21 protein-coding genes and 1 pseudogene are annotated in these 18,532 nt (G+C 65.2%); 6 read left to right on the top strand and 16 right to left on the bottom strand.

The genetic code is table 11. The features are described from left to right. Both QN345_RS06425 and QN345_RS06420 read right to left on the bottom strand, forming a co-directional pair. Nucleotides 1-415: pseudogene (locus tag QN345_RS06425) on the bottom strand (hypothetical protein); the annotation flags it as partial. Between the two features lie 73 nt (nt 416-488). Beyond that, entirely contained in the window at nt 489-962 is a 474-nt protein-coding gene (locus QN345_RS06420; protein WP_134447496.1) for a MarR family winged helix-turn-helix transcriptional regulator, read from the bottom strand. 346 nt (nt 963-1,308) lie between these two features. On the opposite strand from QN345_RS06420, the gene QN345_RS06415 reads away from it, so the two are divergent. After that, nucleotides 1,309-2,832 carry a chloride channel protein gene (locus tag QN345_RS06415; protein WP_241975535.1) on the top strand — a complete coding sequence of 508 codons (1,524 nt, stop codon included), beginning with the start codon at nt 1,309-1,311 and terminating at the stop codon, nt 2,830-2,832. 72 nt (nt 2,833-2,904) lie between these two features. On the opposite strand, the gene QN345_RS06410 is transcribed toward QN345_RS06415, so the two are convergent. The 5 genes from QN345_RS06410 to QN345_RS06390 all read right to left on the bottom strand — a co-directional run bounded on the left by QN345_RS06410 (nt 2,905) and on the right by QN345_RS06390 (nt 8,139). After that, nucleotides 2,905-3,798 carry a glycine betaine ABC transporter substrate-binding protein gene (locus QN345_RS06410; protein WP_134447492.1) on the bottom strand — a complete coding sequence of 298 codons (894 nt, stop codon included), beginning with the start codon at nt 3,796-3,798 and terminating at the stop codon, nt 2,905-2,907. Between the two features lie 180 nt (nt 3,799-3,978). After that, nucleotides 3,979-4,926, bottom strand: coding sequence for an ABC transporter permease (locus QN345_RS06405; protein WP_134447490.1), 948 nt, complete (start codon nt 4,924-4,926; stop codon nt 3,979-3,981). Next, a complete protein-coding gene (locus tag QN345_RS06400) occupies nt 4,923-6,194 on the bottom strand; it encodes a glycine betaine/L-proline ABC transporter ATP-binding protein (RefSeq protein ID WP_323508514.1) in 1,272 nt (423 codons plus the stop codon). Before QN345_RS06400 ends, QN345_RS06405 begins: the two co-directional genes overlap by 4 nt. Nucleotides 6,195-6,785: 591 nt before the next feature. Then, entirely contained in the window at nt 6,786-7,406 is a 621-nt protein-coding gene (locus tag QN345_RS06395) for a class I SAM-dependent methyltransferase (RefSeq protein WP_322189804.1), read from the bottom strand. Between the two features lie 355 nt (nt 7,407-7,761). After that, nucleotides 7,762-8,139, bottom strand: a complete 378-nt coding sequence (locus QN345_RS06390) for a metalloregulator ArsR/SmtB family transcription factor (protein WP_322189805.1) — start codon at nt 8,137-8,139, stop codon at nt 7,762-7,764. A gap of 99 nt (nt 8,140-8,238) precedes the next feature. Between QN345_RS06390 and QN345_RS06385 the strand changes: the two genes are divergently transcribed. Both QN345_RS06385 and QN345_RS06380 read left to right on the top strand, forming a co-directional pair. Further along, nucleotides 8,239-9,288: a permease gene (locus tag QN345_RS06385; protein ID WP_134447484.1), complete on the top strand. Its 1,050-nt coding sequence runs from the start codon at nt 8,239-8,241 to the stop codon at nt 9,286-9,288. 26 nt (nt 9,289-9,314) lie between these two features. Then, on the top strand, nt 9,315-9,557 hold the full coding sequence (locus QN345_RS06380; protein WP_134447483.1) for a thioredoxin family protein: 243 nt from the start codon (nt 9,315-9,317) through the stop codon (nt 9,555-9,557). A gap of 27 nt (nt 9,558-9,584) precedes the next feature. On the opposite strand, the gene QN345_RS06375 is transcribed toward QN345_RS06380, so the two are convergent. Continuing rightward, nucleotides 9,585-10,838, bottom strand: a complete 1,254-nt coding sequence (locus QN345_RS06375; RefSeq protein WP_166787306.1) for a chloride channel protein — start codon at nt 10,836-10,838, stop codon at nt 9,585-9,587. Nucleotides 10,839-11,065: 227 nt separating this feature from the next. On the opposite strand from QN345_RS06375, the gene lgt reads away from it, so the two are divergent. Beyond that, nucleotides 11,066-12,022, top strand: coding sequence for a prolipoprotein diacylglyceryl transferase (gene lgt, locus QN345_RS06370; RefSeq protein ID WP_241975536.1), 957 nt, complete (start codon nt 11,066-11,068; stop codon nt 12,020-12,022). Here lgt and QN345_RS06365 read toward each other — a convergent pair. From QN345_RS06365 to QN345_RS06355, 3 genes are read right to left on the bottom strand one after another with little or no spacing between them, the layout of a single operon-like run. Beyond that, a complete protein-coding gene (locus QN345_RS06365; RefSeq protein ID WP_166788258.1) occupies nt 11,951-12,352 on the bottom strand; it encodes a DsrE family protein in 402 nt (133 codons plus the stop codon). The genes lgt and QN345_RS06365 overlap by 72 nt on opposite strands. Continuing rightward, complete coding sequence (locus tag QN345_RS06360; protein ID WP_323508512.1) at nt 12,349-12,939, bottom strand: hypothetical protein; 591 nt, start codon at nt 12,937-12,939, stop codon at nt 12,349-12,351. The genes QN345_RS06365 and QN345_RS06360 overlap by 4 nt, the downstream gene beginning before the upstream one ends. Then, complete coding sequence (locus QN345_RS06355; RefSeq protein ID WP_174774662.1) at nt 12,873-13,391, bottom strand: hypothetical protein; 519 nt, start codon at nt 13,389-13,391, stop codon at nt 12,873-12,875. The genes QN345_RS06360 and QN345_RS06355 overlap by 67 nt, the downstream gene beginning before the upstream one ends. A 199-nt stretch (nt 13,392-13,590) precedes the next feature. On the opposite strand from QN345_RS06355, the gene QN345_RS06350 reads away from it, so the two are divergent. Next, nucleotides 13,591-13,944: a metal-sensitive transcriptional regulator gene (locus QN345_RS06350; protein ID WP_134447475.1), complete on the top strand. Its 354-nt coding sequence runs from the start codon at nt 13,591-13,593 to the stop codon at nt 13,942-13,944. A gap of 21 nt (nt 13,945-13,965) precedes the next feature. Here QN345_RS06350 and QN345_RS06345 read toward each other — a convergent pair whose 3' ends face one another. The 4 genes from QN345_RS06345 to QN345_RS06330 all read right to left on the bottom strand — a co-directional run bounded on the left by QN345_RS06345 (nt 13,966) and on the right by QN345_RS06330 (nt 16,758). Beyond that, complete coding sequence (locus QN345_RS06345; protein WP_134447473.1) at nt 13,966-14,730, bottom strand: sulfite exporter TauE/SafE family protein; 765 nt, start codon at nt 14,728-14,730, stop codon at nt 13,966-13,968. After that, on the bottom strand, nt 14,727-14,864 hold the full coding sequence (locus tag QN345_RS06340) for a hypothetical protein (protein ID WP_174774663.1): 138 nt from the start codon (nt 14,862-14,864) through the stop codon (nt 14,727-14,729). The genes QN345_RS06345 and QN345_RS06340 overlap by 4 nt, the downstream gene beginning before the upstream one ends. Then, nucleotides 14,864-15,325, bottom strand: coding sequence for a hypothetical protein (locus tag QN345_RS06335; protein WP_323508513.1), 462 nt, complete (start codon nt 15,323-15,325; stop codon nt 14,864-14,866). The genes QN345_RS06340 and QN345_RS06335 overlap by 1 nt, the downstream gene beginning before the upstream one ends. A gap of 71 nt (nt 15,326-15,396) precedes the next feature. After that, complete coding sequence (locus QN345_RS06330; protein WP_134560923.1) at nt 15,397-16,758, bottom strand: MBL fold metallo-hydrolase; 1,362 nt, start codon at nt 16,756-16,758, stop codon at nt 15,397-15,399. A 155-nt stretch (nt 16,759-16,913) separates the two neighbouring features. Between QN345_RS06330 and QN345_RS06325 the strand changes: the two genes are divergently transcribed. Continuing rightward, complete coding sequence (locus QN345_RS06325; protein WP_322189806.1) at nt 16,914-17,282, top strand: thioredoxin family protein; 369 nt, start codon at nt 16,914-16,916, stop codon at nt 17,280-17,282. Between the two features lie 34 nt (nt 17,283-17,316). On the opposite strand, the gene QN345_RS06320 is transcribed toward QN345_RS06325, so the two are convergent. After that, nucleotides 17,317-18,357, bottom strand: a complete 1,041-nt coding sequence (locus tag QN345_RS06320) for a HAMP domain-containing sensor histidine kinase (protein WP_323508511.1) — start codon at nt 18,355-18,357, stop codon at nt 17,317-17,319. Between the last annotated feature and the right edge of the window lie 175 nt (nt 18,358-18,532).

Here is an 18,532-nt window from a genome sequence, read left to right as displayed (position 1 = left end):
ACTCAGCGGCCTGTTCCAGGATCGAGAGCGCATCCAGGTGCGCCTCCACGACGCGGGCAGCGGTCAGGTCTGCCGCCGCGACCGTGGCCAGCGTGTCGAAGAGCCGTTCGGTTCGCCCGGAACCCGGTCCCGCCCCGTCAAGCCGAACGCCGAGCGCGATCGCCAGTCGCAGGGCCTCCTGGGTGTTCCCGTTCACCTGGAACGCATGGTCGGCCACCGCGCGCAGGTCTTTGTCGCCCGCGTCCAGCGTCGACCTGGCCAGCCGAACCGGCTCGCTCGTGTTCGCAGCGTTCGACTCGCTCACCACGTGACACCGAACCCGGCCGAGGCCATACTTGTCCCCCATCTCACAACTGTTCATCGTGCGGAACGGCTGGTCGGCTCCCCAGTCGCTCGCTCGTGTCGGCAGCACCATATCAGGAACCGAGGAAACAAAAGAGTCCCAGACGGGGAGAACTTGACACCGATCTGTCTTGAGTTGGAAGCGTTCAGAGCCCCAGGGTCAGCAGATCCGCGGCCTGGGGCTCCCCTGCCGCATCCGCGAATGCTTGCAGTGCGTGTTGAAGCACGGTCCGTCGATCCGGCGTCATTCTCGACAGGATGGTGGAGATATCCGACCGGCGTCGTCCGGTGGCGTCGTCTACGAGTCGCCTGCCACTCTCGGTGAGTTCGAGGAGGACCTCGCGCCGGCTGTCGGGGCTGGCCGCCCGCTCCACCCAGCCTCCGGCGACCATGCGATCGACGAAGCGGCTGAATGTCGATGGGATGACTCCCATTCGCTCCGCCACAGCGCCCATCCGGGTTGGGCCGGTCGAACTGAGCAAGACCAGGACCCGGAACTGCGGCAGGGAAACGACGTCCAGCGTTGCCACAACCGAGCGGGCAACGACGCCGAGCAAGGCACGGGAGGCGGCAAGGGTCGCGTCGGCCGCTCGTGCGTCGGCTTCAGTGAGGACGTCCATCGGTCAAACCCCGTTCCAGGCAAGTGATACCGTGATTATTGCACACATGCAACAATTGTCTAATTGCACATTACGGAGCCTGATGGCACAGCCCACTCTGAGCCTGCGGGGACGAATGAGATCCCTCTTGTTGGAGCCCTTGCACACGTGGTTCAACCGGATCCTCACCGGCTCCGGACGACTCATTTTCATGTCTGTCGTGGTTGGCGCAGGTGTCGGTTTCGGCGCAGTTGCGTTCCGTTGGCTGGTGGCCACCGCGACTCTGATTTTCACGGGAACGGTCGATTACTCAGCCTCCGTCGGCCATCCGGCAAATCCCTGGGTTCCGTGGTTGGGGGGCGCATTCGTGATCGTCGCTCCGGCCATTGGCGGTCTCCTCTACGGCCCCTTGGTGAACAAGTTCGCACCGGAAGCCCGGGGGCATGGCGTTCCAGAGGTCATGTACGCCATCACCAAACGGGGCGGCCGGATTCCCGGCAAGGTTGCGATCGTCAAGTCGCTCGCTTCGGCCATCACAATCGGTTCCGGTGGGTCGGTGGGTCGCGAGGGCCCTATCGTCCAAATCGGGTCAGCACTCGGTTCCACACTTGGCCGGGCAGTCCGGCTGCCCGAATCCCAGCTCAGAACCCTCGTCGCGTGCGGCGCCGCAGGCGCGATCGCAGCCACGTTCAATGCTCCGATCGCCGGAATCTTTTTCGCCCTCGAACTGCTGCTCAGGGATTTCGCCGCCCGTTCCTTCGGCGTGGTCGTCCTTGCCTCAGTGACCGCATCGATCGTCGGCCGCTCGATCCTCGGCGATCACCCCTTCCTCAGCCTGCCGACGTTCACCATCGTCAACCCGTCTGAGTTCACGCTCTTCGCCGTGCTTGGACTCGCGGCAGGCCTGACCGGAGTCGGGTTCACGAAGGTCCTGTACGCCGTGGAAGACCTCTGCGACTGGGCCTGGCGGGGCAAACCGGAGTGGTTGCGGCCGGTCGCCGGCGGCCTCGTGCTCGGCCTGGTGCTCTTTGCCTTGCCCCAGATGTACGGGGTCGGTTACCCGGTCCTGGAGAAGGGCGTCCAGGGCGGCTATGCCCTGGGCTTCGTTGCGCTGTTGCTCGTCGGCAAGGTCGTTGCGACGAGCCTGACCATCGGCATCGGCGGCTCCGGAGGAGTGTTCGCACCGTCACTCTTCATCGGAGCGATGCTCGGTGCCGCATTCGGCGACGTCGCCGGCATGGTGTTCCCCGTGTTCGCCGGGCAAACCGGAACGTTTGCCCTGGTCGGCATGGGCGCGGTCTTCGCCGGGGCAACGCGGGCCCCGATCACGGCAGCCATCATCCTGTTCGAACTGACCGGGGAATACTCGATCATCCTTCCCTTGCTGCTCGCGATCGTGATCGCGACGGGCGTGTCCCGGCTTCTCAGCAGGGACACGATCTACACCCTCAAACTTCGTCGCCGCGGCGTGAGCGTCGACGGTGGTCCCGGTGGCATCCTGCTGCATTCCACGCTCGTGCGTGAGGTCATGACGGATGCTCCCGATGCGGTGAGTTCCCGGCTCACGCCCGCCGCAGGAGCGCGGATACTCATCGATTCAGGCAAACGCGCCCTGCCGGTTCTTCATAGCGACGGAACGTTCATCGGAATCGTGACCGTCGCTGCCATATCCGACTCCCTGGGCAACGATGACGACAGTAGCGCGATCACCCTCAGTGCCCTGATCGAGACGCCCACTTCCGCGAGCCCCGATGACACGCTGGACAGTGTGCTGGATCGGGTGCTTGCGGCCAGCGAGAGCGATGGCCTGCCCGTCGTCGATTCGTCCGGAATGCTCCGCGGCTGGCTCACGCTCAATGCCGTTCTCCGAACTGTCACGGCCAGGCCCTGAGACGGCAGGCTTCCGCACCCGAACGCACGAACGGCCCGTGCCGGAGCACGGGCCGTTCGTCACAACAGTGGCTTACTTGGTGAGCGAGTCCACGTAGCCCTGATTGTCCGCGATCCACTTCGCAACGATGGGGCCGTAGTCCTGGCCGTCGTAGTCGACGAACATCGCGGTCTCGAGCGAGTACAGCTGATCGAGGTCCATCTTGTACCCGGACAGCCACTTGGTGGCCTGCGGGAAGTCAGTGCCGAAGTCCTTCTTGCCGTAGGCGTGGATGGTCTCCGTGGCCCCCAGGGTGCCTTCGGGGTCTTCGAGGTTCTTCAGGTCGAAGGAGCCATACGCCCAGTGCGGCTCCCAGAGGGTCACGGCGATGTTCTCGCCGGTCTTCGCGGCCGCCGTGAGCTCGGTGAGCATCGCGGCGGTCGACGAGGTCTGGTAGTCCATGTTCTCGAGTCCGTAGGTCGGAATCGTCTTGTTCGTGACGGCCTCGGTCAGGCCGGCCCCCGGTTCGATTCCCACGATCTTGTTGCCGAACAGGTCGGCGTTGGCGGCCAGTTCCGCGATCGAGTTGATCGGTGCATCCGCGTTCACGGCGATGGTGTTCTTCGCCTCGGTGTTCCAGGCCGCGAGTTCGGTGATCTTGTCACCGTATTGCTTGAGGTACGTGGCGTGGGTGTTCGGAAGCCAGACGTCGAGGTTCACGTCGTAGTCGCCGGTGGACAGCCCCGCGTAGACCGCGGCGACGTCGGCGTACTCGAGTTCGACGTTGTAGCCCTGCTTGTCCAGAATGGCCTTCCAGAGCTCGGACGCCGCGACACCCTCGTCCCAACCGTTGAACACGGCGATCGTGAGGTCTTTGTTGTCGGAGTTGCCGTTGCCGACGGTCTGCGCGGGTGTTGCTGCACAGCCCGTGAAAGCGAGAAGCCCGACGGCTCCGAGGGCGATGATGCTGAGGGAACGGTTCTTCATGTGTCTTCCTGTCTTGTCACCTGCTGTGGGTGACCGGGGTTGACGGATGCGCCGGGCGGCCGAGGCGGCCGGGTGCGACACGGAGACAGGTGTCTCCGTGAGTATTGGGGGTGCCGGTCAGGACGAACTCGACCGGCTGGAATCGCGGAGTGCCGTGTGAGGTACCCCGCCAGTTGCAGGTCAGACTCCGGCGGGCTGCGGCGTCTTCACGTCTGCGACGGGCGCGCTGATCGGGCTCTCGGCCGCCACTGCGGCGGCCTGCCGACGGTGCTTGCGCCCGGCAAGGAGACGACCGATCGGTGTGATTCCCGTGCCGAGCGATGCGGTCATCCGGTCGAGGAAGATCGCCAGGATCACGACCGCCAGTCCGGCTTCGAATCCCAGCGACACGTCGATGCGGCTGAGACTCGCCACGACCTGCTGGCCGAGACCGCCGGCGCCGACCATTCCCGCGATGACGACCATCGACAGGGAAAGCATGATGACCTGATTGATTCCGGCCATGACGGTCGGCATCGCCAACGGGAGCTGGATCTGGCGCAGGATTCTCGCCGGGGACGCACCGAATGCCTCGCCCGCCTCGACGACCTCGTGATCAACGCTGCGGATGCCGAGCTCGGTCAGGCGGACGCCCGGTGCCATCGCGAAAATGATCGTCGCCACGATACCGGGCACGACTCCCACCCGGAAGAGGATCAGCGCGGGAATCAGGTAGACGAACGCGGGCATGGTCTGCATGAAGTCGAGAATCGGCCGGATGATCTTGGAGGCCAGGGCGGACTTGGCGGCCAGGATCCCCAGGGGGATGCTCACCAGGATGGCGAGGACGCTCGCCACGAGGACCAGGGCGAGCGAGTCCATCGCGTTCTGCCACTGGTCGACACCCACGATGACGATGAGGCCGATGACGGCGCCCACGGCGAATTTCCAGCCACGGACCATCAGGCCCAGTGCAGCGGCCACGAGGATGATCACCCAGAACGGCGGTGAGGCAAGGACGAGGTCGACGAACTCGTAGGCGCCGTTGAAAATGGTGCGCACGAAATCGAAGAGAAAGCTGAAATTGTCGGTGACGAAGGCGATGAAGTCGTCGGCCCAGCTGCCGAGCGGGATGCGGAAGTCGTTCACAGCTGTGCTCCTTCCAGCGCGGTCTCGCGCAGGGTTTCGGTGATCACGCGGAGCGAGATGGTCGATGGCGGTTCGGTGACCGGCACCTCCCCCGTCGCGGTGGTGACGTTACCGAGAGCGGCAAGCAGGGTGACTCGCGGGATGACACCGAGCAGACGGTTTCGCGCATCGACGACGGCGATCGGCAAGTCGCTCTCCACCGCCAGCTCGACGAGGTCGACCAGGGCGGTATCCGCTGAAACGGCCGTTGCTTCCTTGATGATGGGGCGAAGGTCCGGGTGGCTGGCCTTGACCTGCTTGAGCACATCGCGGTCACGTACGACCCCGACGAAGCCGAGGTCACGCCCGACCACGAACGTGGCGGAGGTCTGCAGGTCGCGCATCGTACGCAGGGCGGCACGCGGGCCGGACGTCACGGTGACCATGGATCGCACCGGCTCCATCACGCTCCCGGCCGTGAGTACCCGGGCCCGGTCGACGTCCTGAACGAACTGGGCGACGTAGTCGTTGGCCGGGTCGGTGAGGATGTCTTCCGGGGTGCCGATCTGCACGATGCGACCGTCGCGCATGACCGCGATCCGGTCCCCCAGGAACATCGCCTCGTTGAGGTCGTGGGTGATGAAGATGATGGTCTTGCCGAGTTCGGCCTGCAGCTCGATGAGCTGTTCCTGCATCTCGCGGCGGATCAGCGGGTCGAGTGCCGAGAACGCCTCGTCCATCAGGAGAACCTCGGTATCGGCGGCGAGCGCCCGACCGAGGCCGACCCTCTGCTGCATCCCGCCGGACAACTCGGACGGCATGCTGTCGGCCCAGCCGTCCAGGCCCACCAGGCGGATGATGGTGCGGGCCTTCGCGAGGCGCTCCGCGCGAGGCATGCCCTGGACCTCGAGGCCGTACGCCACATTGTCGATCACGCTGCGGTGGGGTAGCAGGGCGAAGTGCTGGAAGACCATGGACACGCTCCGGCGACGCACATCGCGCAGCTTGGCGGCCGGGAGTCCGGTAATCCGGGTGTCACCGACGGTCACTGTCCCGGAGGTCGCCTCGAGCAGGCCGTTGAGCATGCGAATCAGAGTGGACTTGCCCGAACCGGACAGTCCCATCACCACGAAGATCTCGCCGCGCCGGACCTCGAAAGAGGCATCGATCACGGCGGCTGTTCCGAGGTGCGCGAGGTCTCCACGACTCGCGCCGCCCTCGAGTTTCTTGACGATGTCATGCGGTCGGCGGCCGAATGCCTTATACAGGTGGTCCGCCTTGACGGCGATTTCGGGAGCTGGGGATGTCGAGGCTGTGTGCTCCGCCGAGGCGGCGAATTCCTGTGCGTGTTCGGCAACGATCTGGGTCACGGATTCTCCGGAGCGCGACGACGAAACCGGCTTCACAGCCGGCACGTCGGGGGCTAGCTGTATCGGGCGGGTAGGCCGAGACCGGCCCTGACGCCACTAAGTGGCGTGAGCTGGAGCGACCATGGGGCCACATCCGTCTGGCCTCACCATACGACCGCGGCTCTTCCAGTCTTGCTGGGGGCTGCGCGCTCGCGTCCTGATGAGGTTCGTAAGAACATTCACAGCCTAACACCATGAAGGTCTCAGGCCCGTGCCGAGGATCTGCGTGGACGCTGGCGACGCCACTTAATCAAGAAAGTCCGGTTCCCTTGATTTCGAGGGAACCGGGTAATTGTGGCCTCAACGGGATTCGAACCCGCATGACGATCTTGCCGTCGGCATCTCACGGCGGCGATCAGGAACTGTGCTGGACGGCGCGACCGGTCGGGAAGCGGTCGCGATGCTGGCCCAGGCTCAGGACGAAAAGCTCTTCCGAAAAGCGGGCCCTCGGAGGGTAATTGCCCTCTCGCCTCAGCAGATGGCGACGAGGACCGTGTCGAGGGCGACTCCACTCGTTTCAGCCGGGGACTCGGGGTCGGTGGCCAGGTCGCGGCTGACGGTCTCGCAGCGCAGGATCCGCTCTGGTCCGACGATCGAAGATAGGAGCTCGGGCGTATAGAGAATGTCGGGATTGCCAGGGCCAGGGCCGCCTGCGTCGATGTTGCCTCGGTCGTGACCAAGGACAAGGAGGTGCCCGCCCGGAGCGAGCCAGCCAATCGCCCTGGCCAATACGATTCGAATCAGTTCCTCCGGCAGGTGCAGGTACATCACTGTTACCAGGTCAAAGCGTTCTTCGGTTTGCCAGGTCGTGGCATCTGCGACCAGCCAGTCCACATCGACGCCGGCCGCCCGCGCGTGCTCCCGGGCCTGGCCAATTGCCTCGGCGGAGAAGTCGAGCCCGGTAACGTTCCAGCCGCGGCTGGCCAGCCAGATCGCGTTACGCCCGTCACCTGAGGCCATGTCGAGGGCGAGCCCCGGGGTCCAGGGCGAAACAATGTCCTGCACGAGCTTTGCTGGTACGGCCGACCAGAGCCTGGCGTGGTCGCCGTCCCGTGCCTGCCGGTAACGACTATCCCACTCGTTCGCGTCCACTGTGAGGTCCCTTCGATCAATCCGGCATCCGGCGTGGCGATTGTCGCACGGTTCGCTGTCGGGAACCGAGCGAGCGTCAAGGGTTGGAGAAGCATCCACTAGTGCGGCCAGCCCGGAAACGGGATCCTCGTCCGAGCGGCCTGCTCGAAAGCCCTACCGGTCGTGAACGCTTGCGAAGAGGCCGCCTATTGGACGACGACCAGTTATGGGATGGGGCGAACGCTGGTGCGGCGATTCTCAACGGCACCTACCGCTTATGCGCTCGCGACACAGATAGAGTTGGCGCCTCTGAGCACCTAGGAGCCGATAGAACGGGCACCGCAGGCGTTCACGTGAGGATTGCGCTCGGGTCGGCTCAGACTACCTGGGTCAGTGCGCGGGTAGCCGTGTCGAGCGTGCGCGCGATGGCGTGAATGGCCTCTGGAACGACGCGGTAGTGCACACTCATCCCGTGTCGTTCCTTGGTGAGGATGCCGCTGGTTTCGAGTTTCTTGAGGTGGTGACTGACCGTTGGCTCAGAAAGCTTGACAACGGGGGCCAGGTCGCACGTACACGCTTCCTGGTCCGGCTGGGCCAGAAGGTAGGCCAGGAGCTGCAGGCGGGTGGGATCAGCCAGAGCCTTGAGGCGGACCGCGAGTGCCATCGCATCGTCCAAGGCCAGCGTGGCGCTAGCGCCCAGGGGATCGCAACAGATCGGCGAGGCGTCCTCCAGGAGGGGAAGGGTCTTGGGCATGGGTCCATCATCCCACCTTCTTGACATATATCAAAGAGGTGGCACACTAATGATTAGACGCACGTCGAATACGTATGCGTTCCTAGTCAAGGAGTCCTCGTGAACATCGCCGAGCGGATACCGACCACGACCCGCGGCCGGGTCGGCGTCCTGATTGCGGGGATCGGCGTGTGGGCGCTGGCCTACTGGGCCAACGAGTGGCTCTGGAACGTCATCCTCTACGATGCGTTCGGCCTCGACCCGAAAAACCAGATCACCGAGACCATCCACTTCTTCCTCTACGACTCGCTGAAGATCCTGCTCCTGCTGGTCATCATCATCTTCGCCTCCACCGTGCTCCGCTCCTTCATGAGCGTGGAGCGCACGCGGGCCTTCCTCGGCGGCAAACGCGAGGGCGTCGGGAACCTCCTCGCGGCGGCCCTGGGCGTCATCACCCCGTTCTGCTCCTGCAGCGCCGTACCCGCCTTCATAGGCTTCGTCGCCGCGGGCGTGCCGATCGGCGTCACGATGAGCTTCCTGATCGCGAGCCCCCTCGTCAACGAGATCGCCATCGGCCTGCTCTTGACCCTTTTCGGGTGGCAGATCACCGCCCTCTACGTAGTCTCCGGTCTGACCATCGCAGTCGTGTCCGGTTACATCCTGGGTCGCCTGCACGTCGAACGCTGGGTCGAACCCTTCGTCTTCGAAGTAAAGCTCGGCGGCCAGACCATTGACCCCTCCCTCGGCCTGACCTTTGGGCAGCGGATGCAGATGGGTGTCGAAGAGGTCAGGAGCCTGATCGCGAAGATCTGGGTCTACCTCCTCGTCGGCATCGGTCTCGGCGCCCTGATCCACGGCTGGGCGCCGACCGACTTCTTCGCCACCTACGCCGGCCCTGGCAACCCCTTCGGCGTGCTGATCGCCGTTCTCATCGGCATCCCGCTCTACTCCAACGCCGCCGGGGTAATGCCCTTGGTCGCAGCCCTCTACGACAAGGGCCTGCCGATGGGCACCCTGCTCGCGTTCATGATGGCCGTCGTCGCACTGTCCCTGCCAGAGATGATCCTGCTCCGCCGGGTGCTCAAGCCCCAGCTCCTCGCGATCTTCATCACGACCACCGGCCTCGGTATCGTCGCCGTCGGCTACCTCTTCAACGCCATCCTGGCTTGATCACCGCACCCGAAAGGAATCCCCTCATGAACATCAAGATCCTCGGCCCCGGCTGCCGCAATTGCGTCAACCTCACCAAGGCTGCCACCACCGCCGTCGCCGAACTCGGCCTCGAGGCCAGCATCGAAAAAGTCGAGGACTACACCGCGATCCTCGGATATGGCGTGATGAGCACCCCTGCCCTCGTCATCAACGAGAAAGTCGTCGTCTCCGGCCGTGTACCGACCCTCGCCGAAGTGCGTACACTCCTGACTGCCGCGAGCCACTGACCGGACTCCATCGGCACATGATCCGCGCTAGTCGATGCCGAGGAACCGTCTCCGCCCGAGGAGGTATTCCACGACGACACCACCCGCAACCGCAAGCGTCATGGGGATCAGCAGTGCCGGTCCCTGCCCGGTGAATTCGAGCACCAGGACCAGAGCTGTCAGGGGTGCGCGCATGGCAGCGGCGAGGAATGCGGCCGCGCCGACCAGGGCGAAGGCCGCCACCGGAGTACCGGGCCACAACGTGCCCCAGAGCCCTCCGGTCACGATGCCGAACGCGGCACCGATCGCGAGCGAGGGCGTCAGAGTTCCTCCGGCGGCACCGCTGCCGATCGTGGCGATCGTGGCTCCTACCTTGGCAACGAGGAGCACCGCCACCAGCCCGATCGGCACGACGGCGTCGAACGCGGTCTGGCCGAGTGAACGTCCGTTGCCGAGAATTTCTGGAAGCAGGAGCGACAGTAGTCCAATGGCCGAGAACACCAGCGGCATGACGACCAGAATCAGCCAGCCCTGCGGACGCCGTTTCTCGGCCCCGGCGGCCAGTCGCACGAAACCGACCGCAGCGAACCCGATCACGGGTCCGGCAAGAAGAGACCAGACCAGGAGCGATGGGGTCTGAGTGAACTGCGGCACGGAATACAGCGGGGTCGTGGGCACAACGATTTGCGCGACCAGTGTCGCGATCGCGGACGTGGCGAGGGCCGGCAGGACCGTGGCCAGAGTCAGCTCGGCGAGCAGGATCTCGACGGTGAAGAGCGCACCCCCGAGCGGCACGTTATAGACCGCGGCGAGCCCTGCCCCGGCGCCGCACGCGACCAGAACACGACGTTCGCGGGCAGTGACGCCTGCCTTCTCGCTGAGCCAGCCCGCCGCCAGTGCGCCCAGCTCGCGGGGGGCCATCTCGCGGCCGATCGACGCGCCCAACCCGACGATCACGATCTGCAAGGCCGAGTTCACCAGGGTCGCGAGCACGGGCATCCGCTCGCCGGCAACGCTTCGGTCCACCGGGACGATGGGTCGCCCCCAGCGACGCACGGCCCACCAGCCGACGGCACCGATCACGCCCGCAACGCACAAGGCGATCACGCGTGTCTGCGGTGCGGACCTGGCCAGCCCGTCGAGATAGGTGCCTTCGGAGTAGCCGTAGGCGAGGTGTTGAATCGCTCGAAGGAGGACGCTCACCGCGAGCCCGCCCAAACCTGCCCCGACACCGACGAGCGCCGTGACCACGACGATTCGGGCGACCCACGACGGAGTAACCGAATTCGGGACGGGCCTCACGTTTCGATCGTAGCGTTCGGGGATCGCTCCATTGGGTGCACCGCTCCCTCACGGGTCGCCCCTCTATGAGAACCTTCCCAGCATCCGCCTATGCGGCCGCACTGGTGCGGGGCACCCAGCGGACCCGAATAGGCTTTGGGCGGTTCGAGACATCGGACCCCTCCGGAACCTCTGGGAGACCTTCGTCCGCCAGCTGCGCCGAGACCGACGATCGAAAGGTGAACACGGTGCTTCACACCAGCATTCCGAGCCCATCCATCAGTTATTTCGATCTGGGACCCCTGCGTGTTCACTTCTATGCGCTCTGCATCCTGACCGGCATCGTCATCGCCGTCTGGTTGTCCTCGGCGCGGTTGACGGCTCGTGGCGGCAAGCCGGGCATGGTGATGGACATCGCCATGTGGACGGTCCCGATCGGAATCGTCGGCGGTCGCCTGTACCACGTCGTCACTCATCCGACCGATTATTTCTTCCCCGGCGCGGATCTCTGGAAAGTGCTGTTCGTCTGGGAAGGCGGACTCGCGATCTTCGGTTCGATCCTCTTCGGCAGCATCGGAGCCTATATCGGCTGCCGTCGGGCCGGCATCAGATTCTTCTCGTTCGCTGACGCCCTCGCCCCCGGCCTGCTCCTCGCGCAGGCGTTCGGCCGCTTCGGGAACTACTTCAACCACGAGCTCTATGGTGGCCCGACGACCCTCCCCTGGGGACTCGAGATCGAGTCGACGAACGCGGCCTTCCCCACGGGGCTGCCGGCCGGGACGCTCTTCCAGCCGCTCTTCCTCTACGAAATGATCTGGAACGCGATCGGTGTCGTGCTGATCATCTTCGTGCTCGAGCGCCGGTTCAACCTCCGCTGGGGCAAGACCCTCGGCTTCTACCTGCTCTGGTACGGCGCCGGACGGGCGTTCCTCGAGTCGCTCCGCCTGGACCCGACCGAGTATTTCCTCTTCGACCTCAAGATCAACGTGGACATCGCGCTCCTCGCCGCCATCGCCGGGATCGTCCTCATCATCGTCCAAACCCGGCGCCACCCCGGACCGGAACTGTCGATCTACCGGAATCCGGAGGAGCCCCCGGCCGACGGCCTGACCGCGACGGATGCCCCGTCCGACTCACACGCGGATGTAAGCCCAGCCCTCGAACTGCCGAGCGGTCAGATGGGCGACAGCCGCAGGGACGACTGACACACTCGGAAGCAAATCAGCGGCGTCCAGCCCGACGGACCGCATGCTGTTCTGGCAGGACAGCACCCGCACGGGCGTTGCAGCGAGCTCGGTCAGGGCGTTTTCCAGGTCCGATCGCGCGCGCAGGAACAACACGACCGACCCCTGGACCACGATCTCGATCGTGAGCGTCGGGAGTTGGGCGCTGGCATTGAGCGCGGATCGGATGCCGGCCTGGATCAGTGTCGCATCGGCGCCGCTGACGTGCAGGAGGAGCCCGGCACCGGTCACTGCTTGACCGCGCCCGCCACCGTCAGGCTCCGTGTCGTAGGCTGTCCCGACCTCCGTCACGGACGGCCGCCGACTCTCGGGAACAACGGGCGGCACGTCGTGCATACTTCGCCGTCTTCGGTGCCGTCGATGCCGCCTGACGTACCTGACCGACGCTGGCTACGCGTTGCCTTGTATTCGCTATTCAGCCGTGCCAGCAATGCCCACACCAACAACGCGATCGCCGCGACGCCGACGACAGGACGAATGCCCGGCTCGAGCAGAGGCACTGCAGTGCGCAGATCGGTCGACAGATAGAGCGAGATCAGGCCGAGCGCCGGCCAGCGAAGATCACACAGGGTGGCATCCGCACCGATCGGTGCATCGACGTAGCTGGCCACGACCAGACCGATCAGGCAAGCACCCCCTACCGTGACCGCATCCGCCCACCAGGGACCGGGGAACACCAGGGACCCGCCAACGATCGCGACGGTTCCGGATGCGAGCGTCAGTCCGGTCAGGGCCATCGCGGCGACGGTAACGATGATCAGCCGACGACGTGTCGGCCAGGACCGCAGTTCACGAATCATGCCCGGAATTCTCATCTGGTCAATGCCTCCCGGCTCGGTACAACGATGGGACTCGGCGCAGCAGACGCCAAAGTGCATGAGCTCTCCCGAGTGAGGCGGGCATGCAACGCCCAGCCCAGCAGAAGGATGGATGCCCCGGCCAGGTACGGCTGCACCGGCTCGAAGAACTGCAGCGCTCCGCTTGCACCGAGGGCGAGGAGAACGATCTTGTTGCATACGGGGCAACCGACCGCGAAGAAGGTGATCATCCATCCGGCCATACCGAGTCGTCCCTCTGCGCGACGGGGCGCTGCACCCTCCGGGTACGCGACGTATGTGGCGGACACGAGCCCGGCGAGTATCGCGCTCGCGGCGAGCACCGGCCAGGACCAGGACGTCGGGGCGACTGCGCGTGCGAAGAACGGCGTGTCGATCAAGTCGGTCGGAATCGCGATGACCAGGTACGTGCCGACCGCAGCAGCGAGCGCGATCCACCAGCGGCGGGCCGGCCATCGCCGGAGGGATGCGCCCGCATTCAGGATGGAATCCACCAGCCGTCTCGCCATCCCTCGCGCTGAGTCGACGCCGACAGTTCGTCCGTTCTGCATAGCTGGCCTCATCACACATAGGAAGGGATATCCGCGAAAGCGTATATACCCATAGGGGTATTTTTATACGGTACGGGGTATTCTTTTGAGGGTCAACCTCACCCGAGCACATGGACACCTCGCGCCAGCACAGGAGCACCGAATGGCATCATCCCCAGAATCTGCGCCAAACCTGCAGATCCCTTCAGCGTCTCGCCGCGACGAACCGGTCGCCGCCTCCCCCGCACCGACCACATCCGACGACCTACGCAAGACCGTCAACAGGCTCAAACGCGCCCAAGGGCAGTTGGCCGCCGTCATTGCCGCTGTTGAGTCAGGCGCGGATTGCCGAACGGTTGTCACGCAGCTCGCAGCGGTATCCAGCGCGATCGACCGTGCTGGGTTCACGATCATCTCAACGGCGATGAAAGAATGCCTCAGCGAAACAAACGCCGACTCGGCAAGGACGCCGCTCCGGGTGGAAGAACTCGAGAAGCTCTTCCTGGCGTTGTCCTAGGCACGTGCGGCTGACGTACGTTCAGCCGATCAGTGCCGTGATCGCTACATAGGCCGCGACACCGAGAACCAGGACAGCGAACCCCCGCTTGAGGACAGTGTCGGACAGGCCTCGTCCGAGCCGGCCCGCTACCAGGGATGAGCCCATGGCAGACGCGGCGAACGCGCCAGTGACCGCCCAGTCGATCTGGACCTCGTCGAGGTGCGCTGCAAATCCGGCGACGGAATTAATGACGATGATGACCAGCGAGGTGCCCACCGTCACGCCCATCGGCAGGCCGAGGACCAGCGTGAGTGCCGGCACGATGAGGAAACCCCCGCCGACGCCGAGCAGTCCGGTGAGAAATCCGACCACGGCACCGGCGGCAAGAGCCCTGGGCAGGCAACTGCGCCAGTTGACACGTCCACCGGGAAGAGCACAGGGGCCACCGGCCGACCGGGTTGGGAGGAACATTCTCACACCGGCGACCACCATGATCACCGAGAAGGCGCCGAGAAGCACACGCTGGTCGAGCATCCGGTTGACCGTCGTGCCCAGGTAGGCGGTGGCCACTCCGGCCACGCCGATGATGAAGGCGAGGCGCCAATGCACGCCGCGGCGAAGCCGTGGGAGCACGGCAACGGCGGAGGCTGCTCCGACTACGATCAGGGAGCTCGGAATGGCCTCGGCGAGGGGCAGGCCTACACCGTAGACAAGGGCGGGGACCGCGAGTATCGACCCGCCCCCGCCGACCAGGCCTAGCAGCGCCCCGACGATCACGCCCAGGACGAGGGCAGTGACGATCACGGAAGCTGGGGCATAACCAGTGGGATGTGCTGTGCGCCGGAGATCATCCCGTCAACCAGTTCATCGCTTTCTCGAACGTCGATGATCCGGACCTCGCCATGTCGGGTGAATACCTGCTGGGGAGCGAGTTCCATTAAGGGCGCCTTTCTAGTGAGGTGTCGGTGCGGTATCTCGACCACAAAACCGCGGAGAGCAGGACGAGCGTGAAGCCGCCGACCAGGATTGGGCCCACGGCGTCGGGGCCGATGGTCGCAATGAGGTCAAGAGTTCCCCAGCCGATGCCGAGATCGGTGAAGAGGGATGGCAGGCCCATTCCCCCAACGAAGAATGCGACGAATACGGATACCCCGGTCACGATGAGGTTGTAATACACCTTCCGAAGCGGGTCCGTGGACGCCCACTGGTAGACACGATTCATCAGGATTCCGTCGGCGCTGTCGGACAACGCCATTCCGGCCATGAAAATGACGGGGAGAGCCAATGCCGCGTACCACGGCAGGTCGGTCTGAGCACCCCGGCGACGACGAGCAGGCTGATTGGCGCAGCCGTATCCAACCCCAACCCGAAAAGCACTCCGATTGGGAACATCTTCCAGGGAGTATCGACGAGCCTGGAAGGCTTCGCCTCTCGGCCGAGTGTCCTGCCGTTCGGAGCACGGTCACGGTGCTAGACCGCCTTCTCAGCCATCGGCATACCGGCCGATTCGACATCGGCGAAGGAGGCGTCCACGTGCACGACGTCCCGGCCCGCACGCTGAAGCAGACTCGCGGCAACGCCGGCACGGTAACCCGACCCGCAGTGCACCCAGATGGTGCCCGCTGGGATCTCGTCCATCCGGGAAAGGATCTCGTGCAGTGGCACGTTGACCGCGCCGATCAGGTGCCCGTCGGCGAACTCGTCGGTGCGTCGCGCGTCCAGAAGCACGTCGCCTGCGGCGTGGTCGCGCGCGAGTTCCGCCCAGCCGACGCGGGGGTAAGAAGCAACCGGGGCATCCGGGGCGAGCGCGCGCGGCTCGGTGCCGATGGCTGCATCCGGGGAATCGATGCCGATCCGCGACAGGTCACGGATTGCGTCTTCGACGTCGGCGTGTGTGCCGACGAGAGTGAGTTTCTCGTCCCAGGGCAGAACCCAACCGAGATAGGTCGTGAAGTTGGAACCATTGCCATACTCGAAGCTCACGGCCCCCTGCAGGTGGCCACTGGAGAACGCGACGCGATTACGCAGGTCGACGACCCATTCACCGTCGGCGAGCCTGCGGGTGAGCTCTGCGGCATCCAGAGACTCGGGCACCTCGAGGTCAGCCGGACCGGGACCCTGCATATTGGCCGGTGCCATGTGCGCGTAATACGACGGGTACGCGGTGAGGTTGGCGATCAACGTAGCGACGAAGTGCTCCTCATCGGCGTCGGTCAGGGCGTGGTTGGTCGTGATCTGCTCGCCGATGGTGGATGAGCCGGCTCCGGTGGCGGGGCCGCTGGAGCAGAACGAGCCGAACCCGTGTGTCGGGAAGAGCGCCGCGTCGTGCTGGGCTTCGTGCACGAGCTTGCGCACGGACGCGTACTGGTCATGGGTGAGTCCGACGGTGTCGATGGCGGCAACCAGGTCGGTACGTCCGACGGAACCGTACAACAGGCTTCCACCGGAGAAGACGGCTTCAGTAGTGCCATCGCTGACGATGTAGGAAACGTGGGTGTGCGTATGTCCCGGGGTGGCGACGACGGTGACCCTGAAGGCGCCGATCTGGACAATCTGGCCGTCCGTGACCGGTTCTCGTTCAAACGAAACGGGGTCGGCCGCGTTGACCAGGTACTCGGCGCCGTGCGCCTGGGCAAGATCGTACCCACCGGTCACGTAGTCATTGTGCAGATGGGTCTCGGCAACGTGGGTGATTGTGACCCCCGCTTCGAGGGCAGCGGCCTCCACTCGGTCGGTGTCGCGTTGCGGGTCGATGACAAGCGCCACGACGCCGTCATGCACCAGGTAGCTGCGATCCCCCAGTTGCGGGGTTTCGATGACGATGACGTCCATGGTCCGTGGTCCTCCAAGTCTCGATGCGGGTCGGTTCTATCGCATCACAATACCCCCGGGGGTATTTTTTCGCAAGAGAGGGAACGTCCGGGCGCAGACATGTCGAGCGCACGGCTCTCTTGCGGGAAATACCCTAGGGGGTATATTGTCGGACCATGGCTACCACTGACATCACCGAAATGACTTTCGACGAGACCATCACCGACAACAGCATCGTGCTGGTGGACTTCTGGGCCGGCTGGTGCGGCCCGTGCCGCATGTTCGCGCCAACCTTCGCGGCCGCGTCGGAGAAGCACCCCGAGATCATCTTCGCGAAGGTCGACACTGAGGCAGAACAGGGCCTGGCTGCCGCGGCCGGCATCCGCTCCATTCCCACCCTGATGGCATTCCGGGACAAGATCCTCGTGTTCTCCCAGCCCGGAGCGCTCAACGCCTCATCCCTCGGCGAGGTGATCGCCGGAGTGCAGGCTTTGGACATGGATGCCGTGCGCGCGAGCATCTCCGCGCGGCAAACGACGGCCTGACCTGCCAACGGCGCATGGTTCGAACTCGCCGGCCCTAGCCCGTGGCGGGCAGCCGGATAGTGATTCTGGTTCCCTCACCTGGTGCGGACGTCGCCTGGATAGTCCCGCCGTGACTGCTGACGATTTCGCGCGCGACAGCGAGCCCGATGCCCGAACCGGCGACCTGTTCCGCCGCACTGCCCCGCCACAAGCGGTCGAAGATGTGTGGGAGTTCTTCCGGCGGGATGCCCGGCCCAGTATCGGCGACCGAGAGCACCGCCTGTCCGTGGTCGACGGAGATCGTGACGGTCACTCTGTCACCCGGCCGGCAATATCGGGCTGCATTGGCGAGGAGATTGCCGATGGCCTGGTGCAGGCGGTCGGCATCCGCCCGCACGAATGCGGGTCCCCCGGGCTCGAGTGTCAGGGTGAGCTCGGCAGCGCGCAGTTGGGGTTCCCGGAGGGCACATTCGTTCCGGGCGACCTGCGCCAGGTCGACGGATGCGAGGTGCAGGGAGAGTCCAGCGGTTTCCACCGCCGACAATTCGGCCAGATCGGTCACCACCCAGCCCAGGCGCAGCGACTGGTCGTGCAGGCCGGCGAGGCCCTCCGGCGTGGGCTGCACGAGTCCGTCGCGCAACTCCTCCAGTCCGGCCTGCAACGCCGCCAGCGGGGTTCTCAGTTCGTGGGCCACATCGGCCGTGAGGTTGCGCCGGTCGCGATCGGACCGAACCACGGCATCCGCCATGCCGTTGAAGGCGACGGCCAGCTCGCCGAGCTCCCCCGGGCCGGGACCCGTGGCACGGGAGTTCCGATCGCCGGCCGTGAACGACCGTGCGGCCCCCGTGATCGCCTGGATGGGCCGAACGAGGAGCCGCGTGACCAGGAAGCTCGCGCCGAGTGCCATGACAAGTGCCACGATGGCGGCCACGGCGATCCAGGGCCAGGCCACGTCGACGACCTGCGTCGCAACCATGGTGCCGAAGTTCATTCGAACGGTGCCGACCTGGCTACCCTCGCTCACGATCGGCGCCGACACCACCGTCTGGCCCATCCCGGAGCCCTGCCCCATTCCCTGGCCCATACCCTGGCCCATTCCCTGATTGTTGGCACTTCCGCTGTTGTCAGCACTGGATTGAAGGGTGGTACCGTTCACGTCGAGAATGGCGAGTCGGGCCGACGCCGCCTCGCCGATCGCGAAGGCGCGGCCCAGATCGGCCTGTTCCCAACCACCACCAGAACGGTAGGCGTCGGGCCCCCCCCCCCCCGCG

This window comes from Cryobacterium sp. 10I1 (assembly GCF_035019805.1).
GTDB lineage: Bacteria > Actinomycetota > Actinomycetes > Actinomycetales > Microbacteriaceae > Cryobacterium > Cryobacterium glucosi.
The sequence above is the reverse complement of the archived record's forward strand: the minus strand, read 5'-3'. Positions and strand labels throughout refer to the sequence as shown.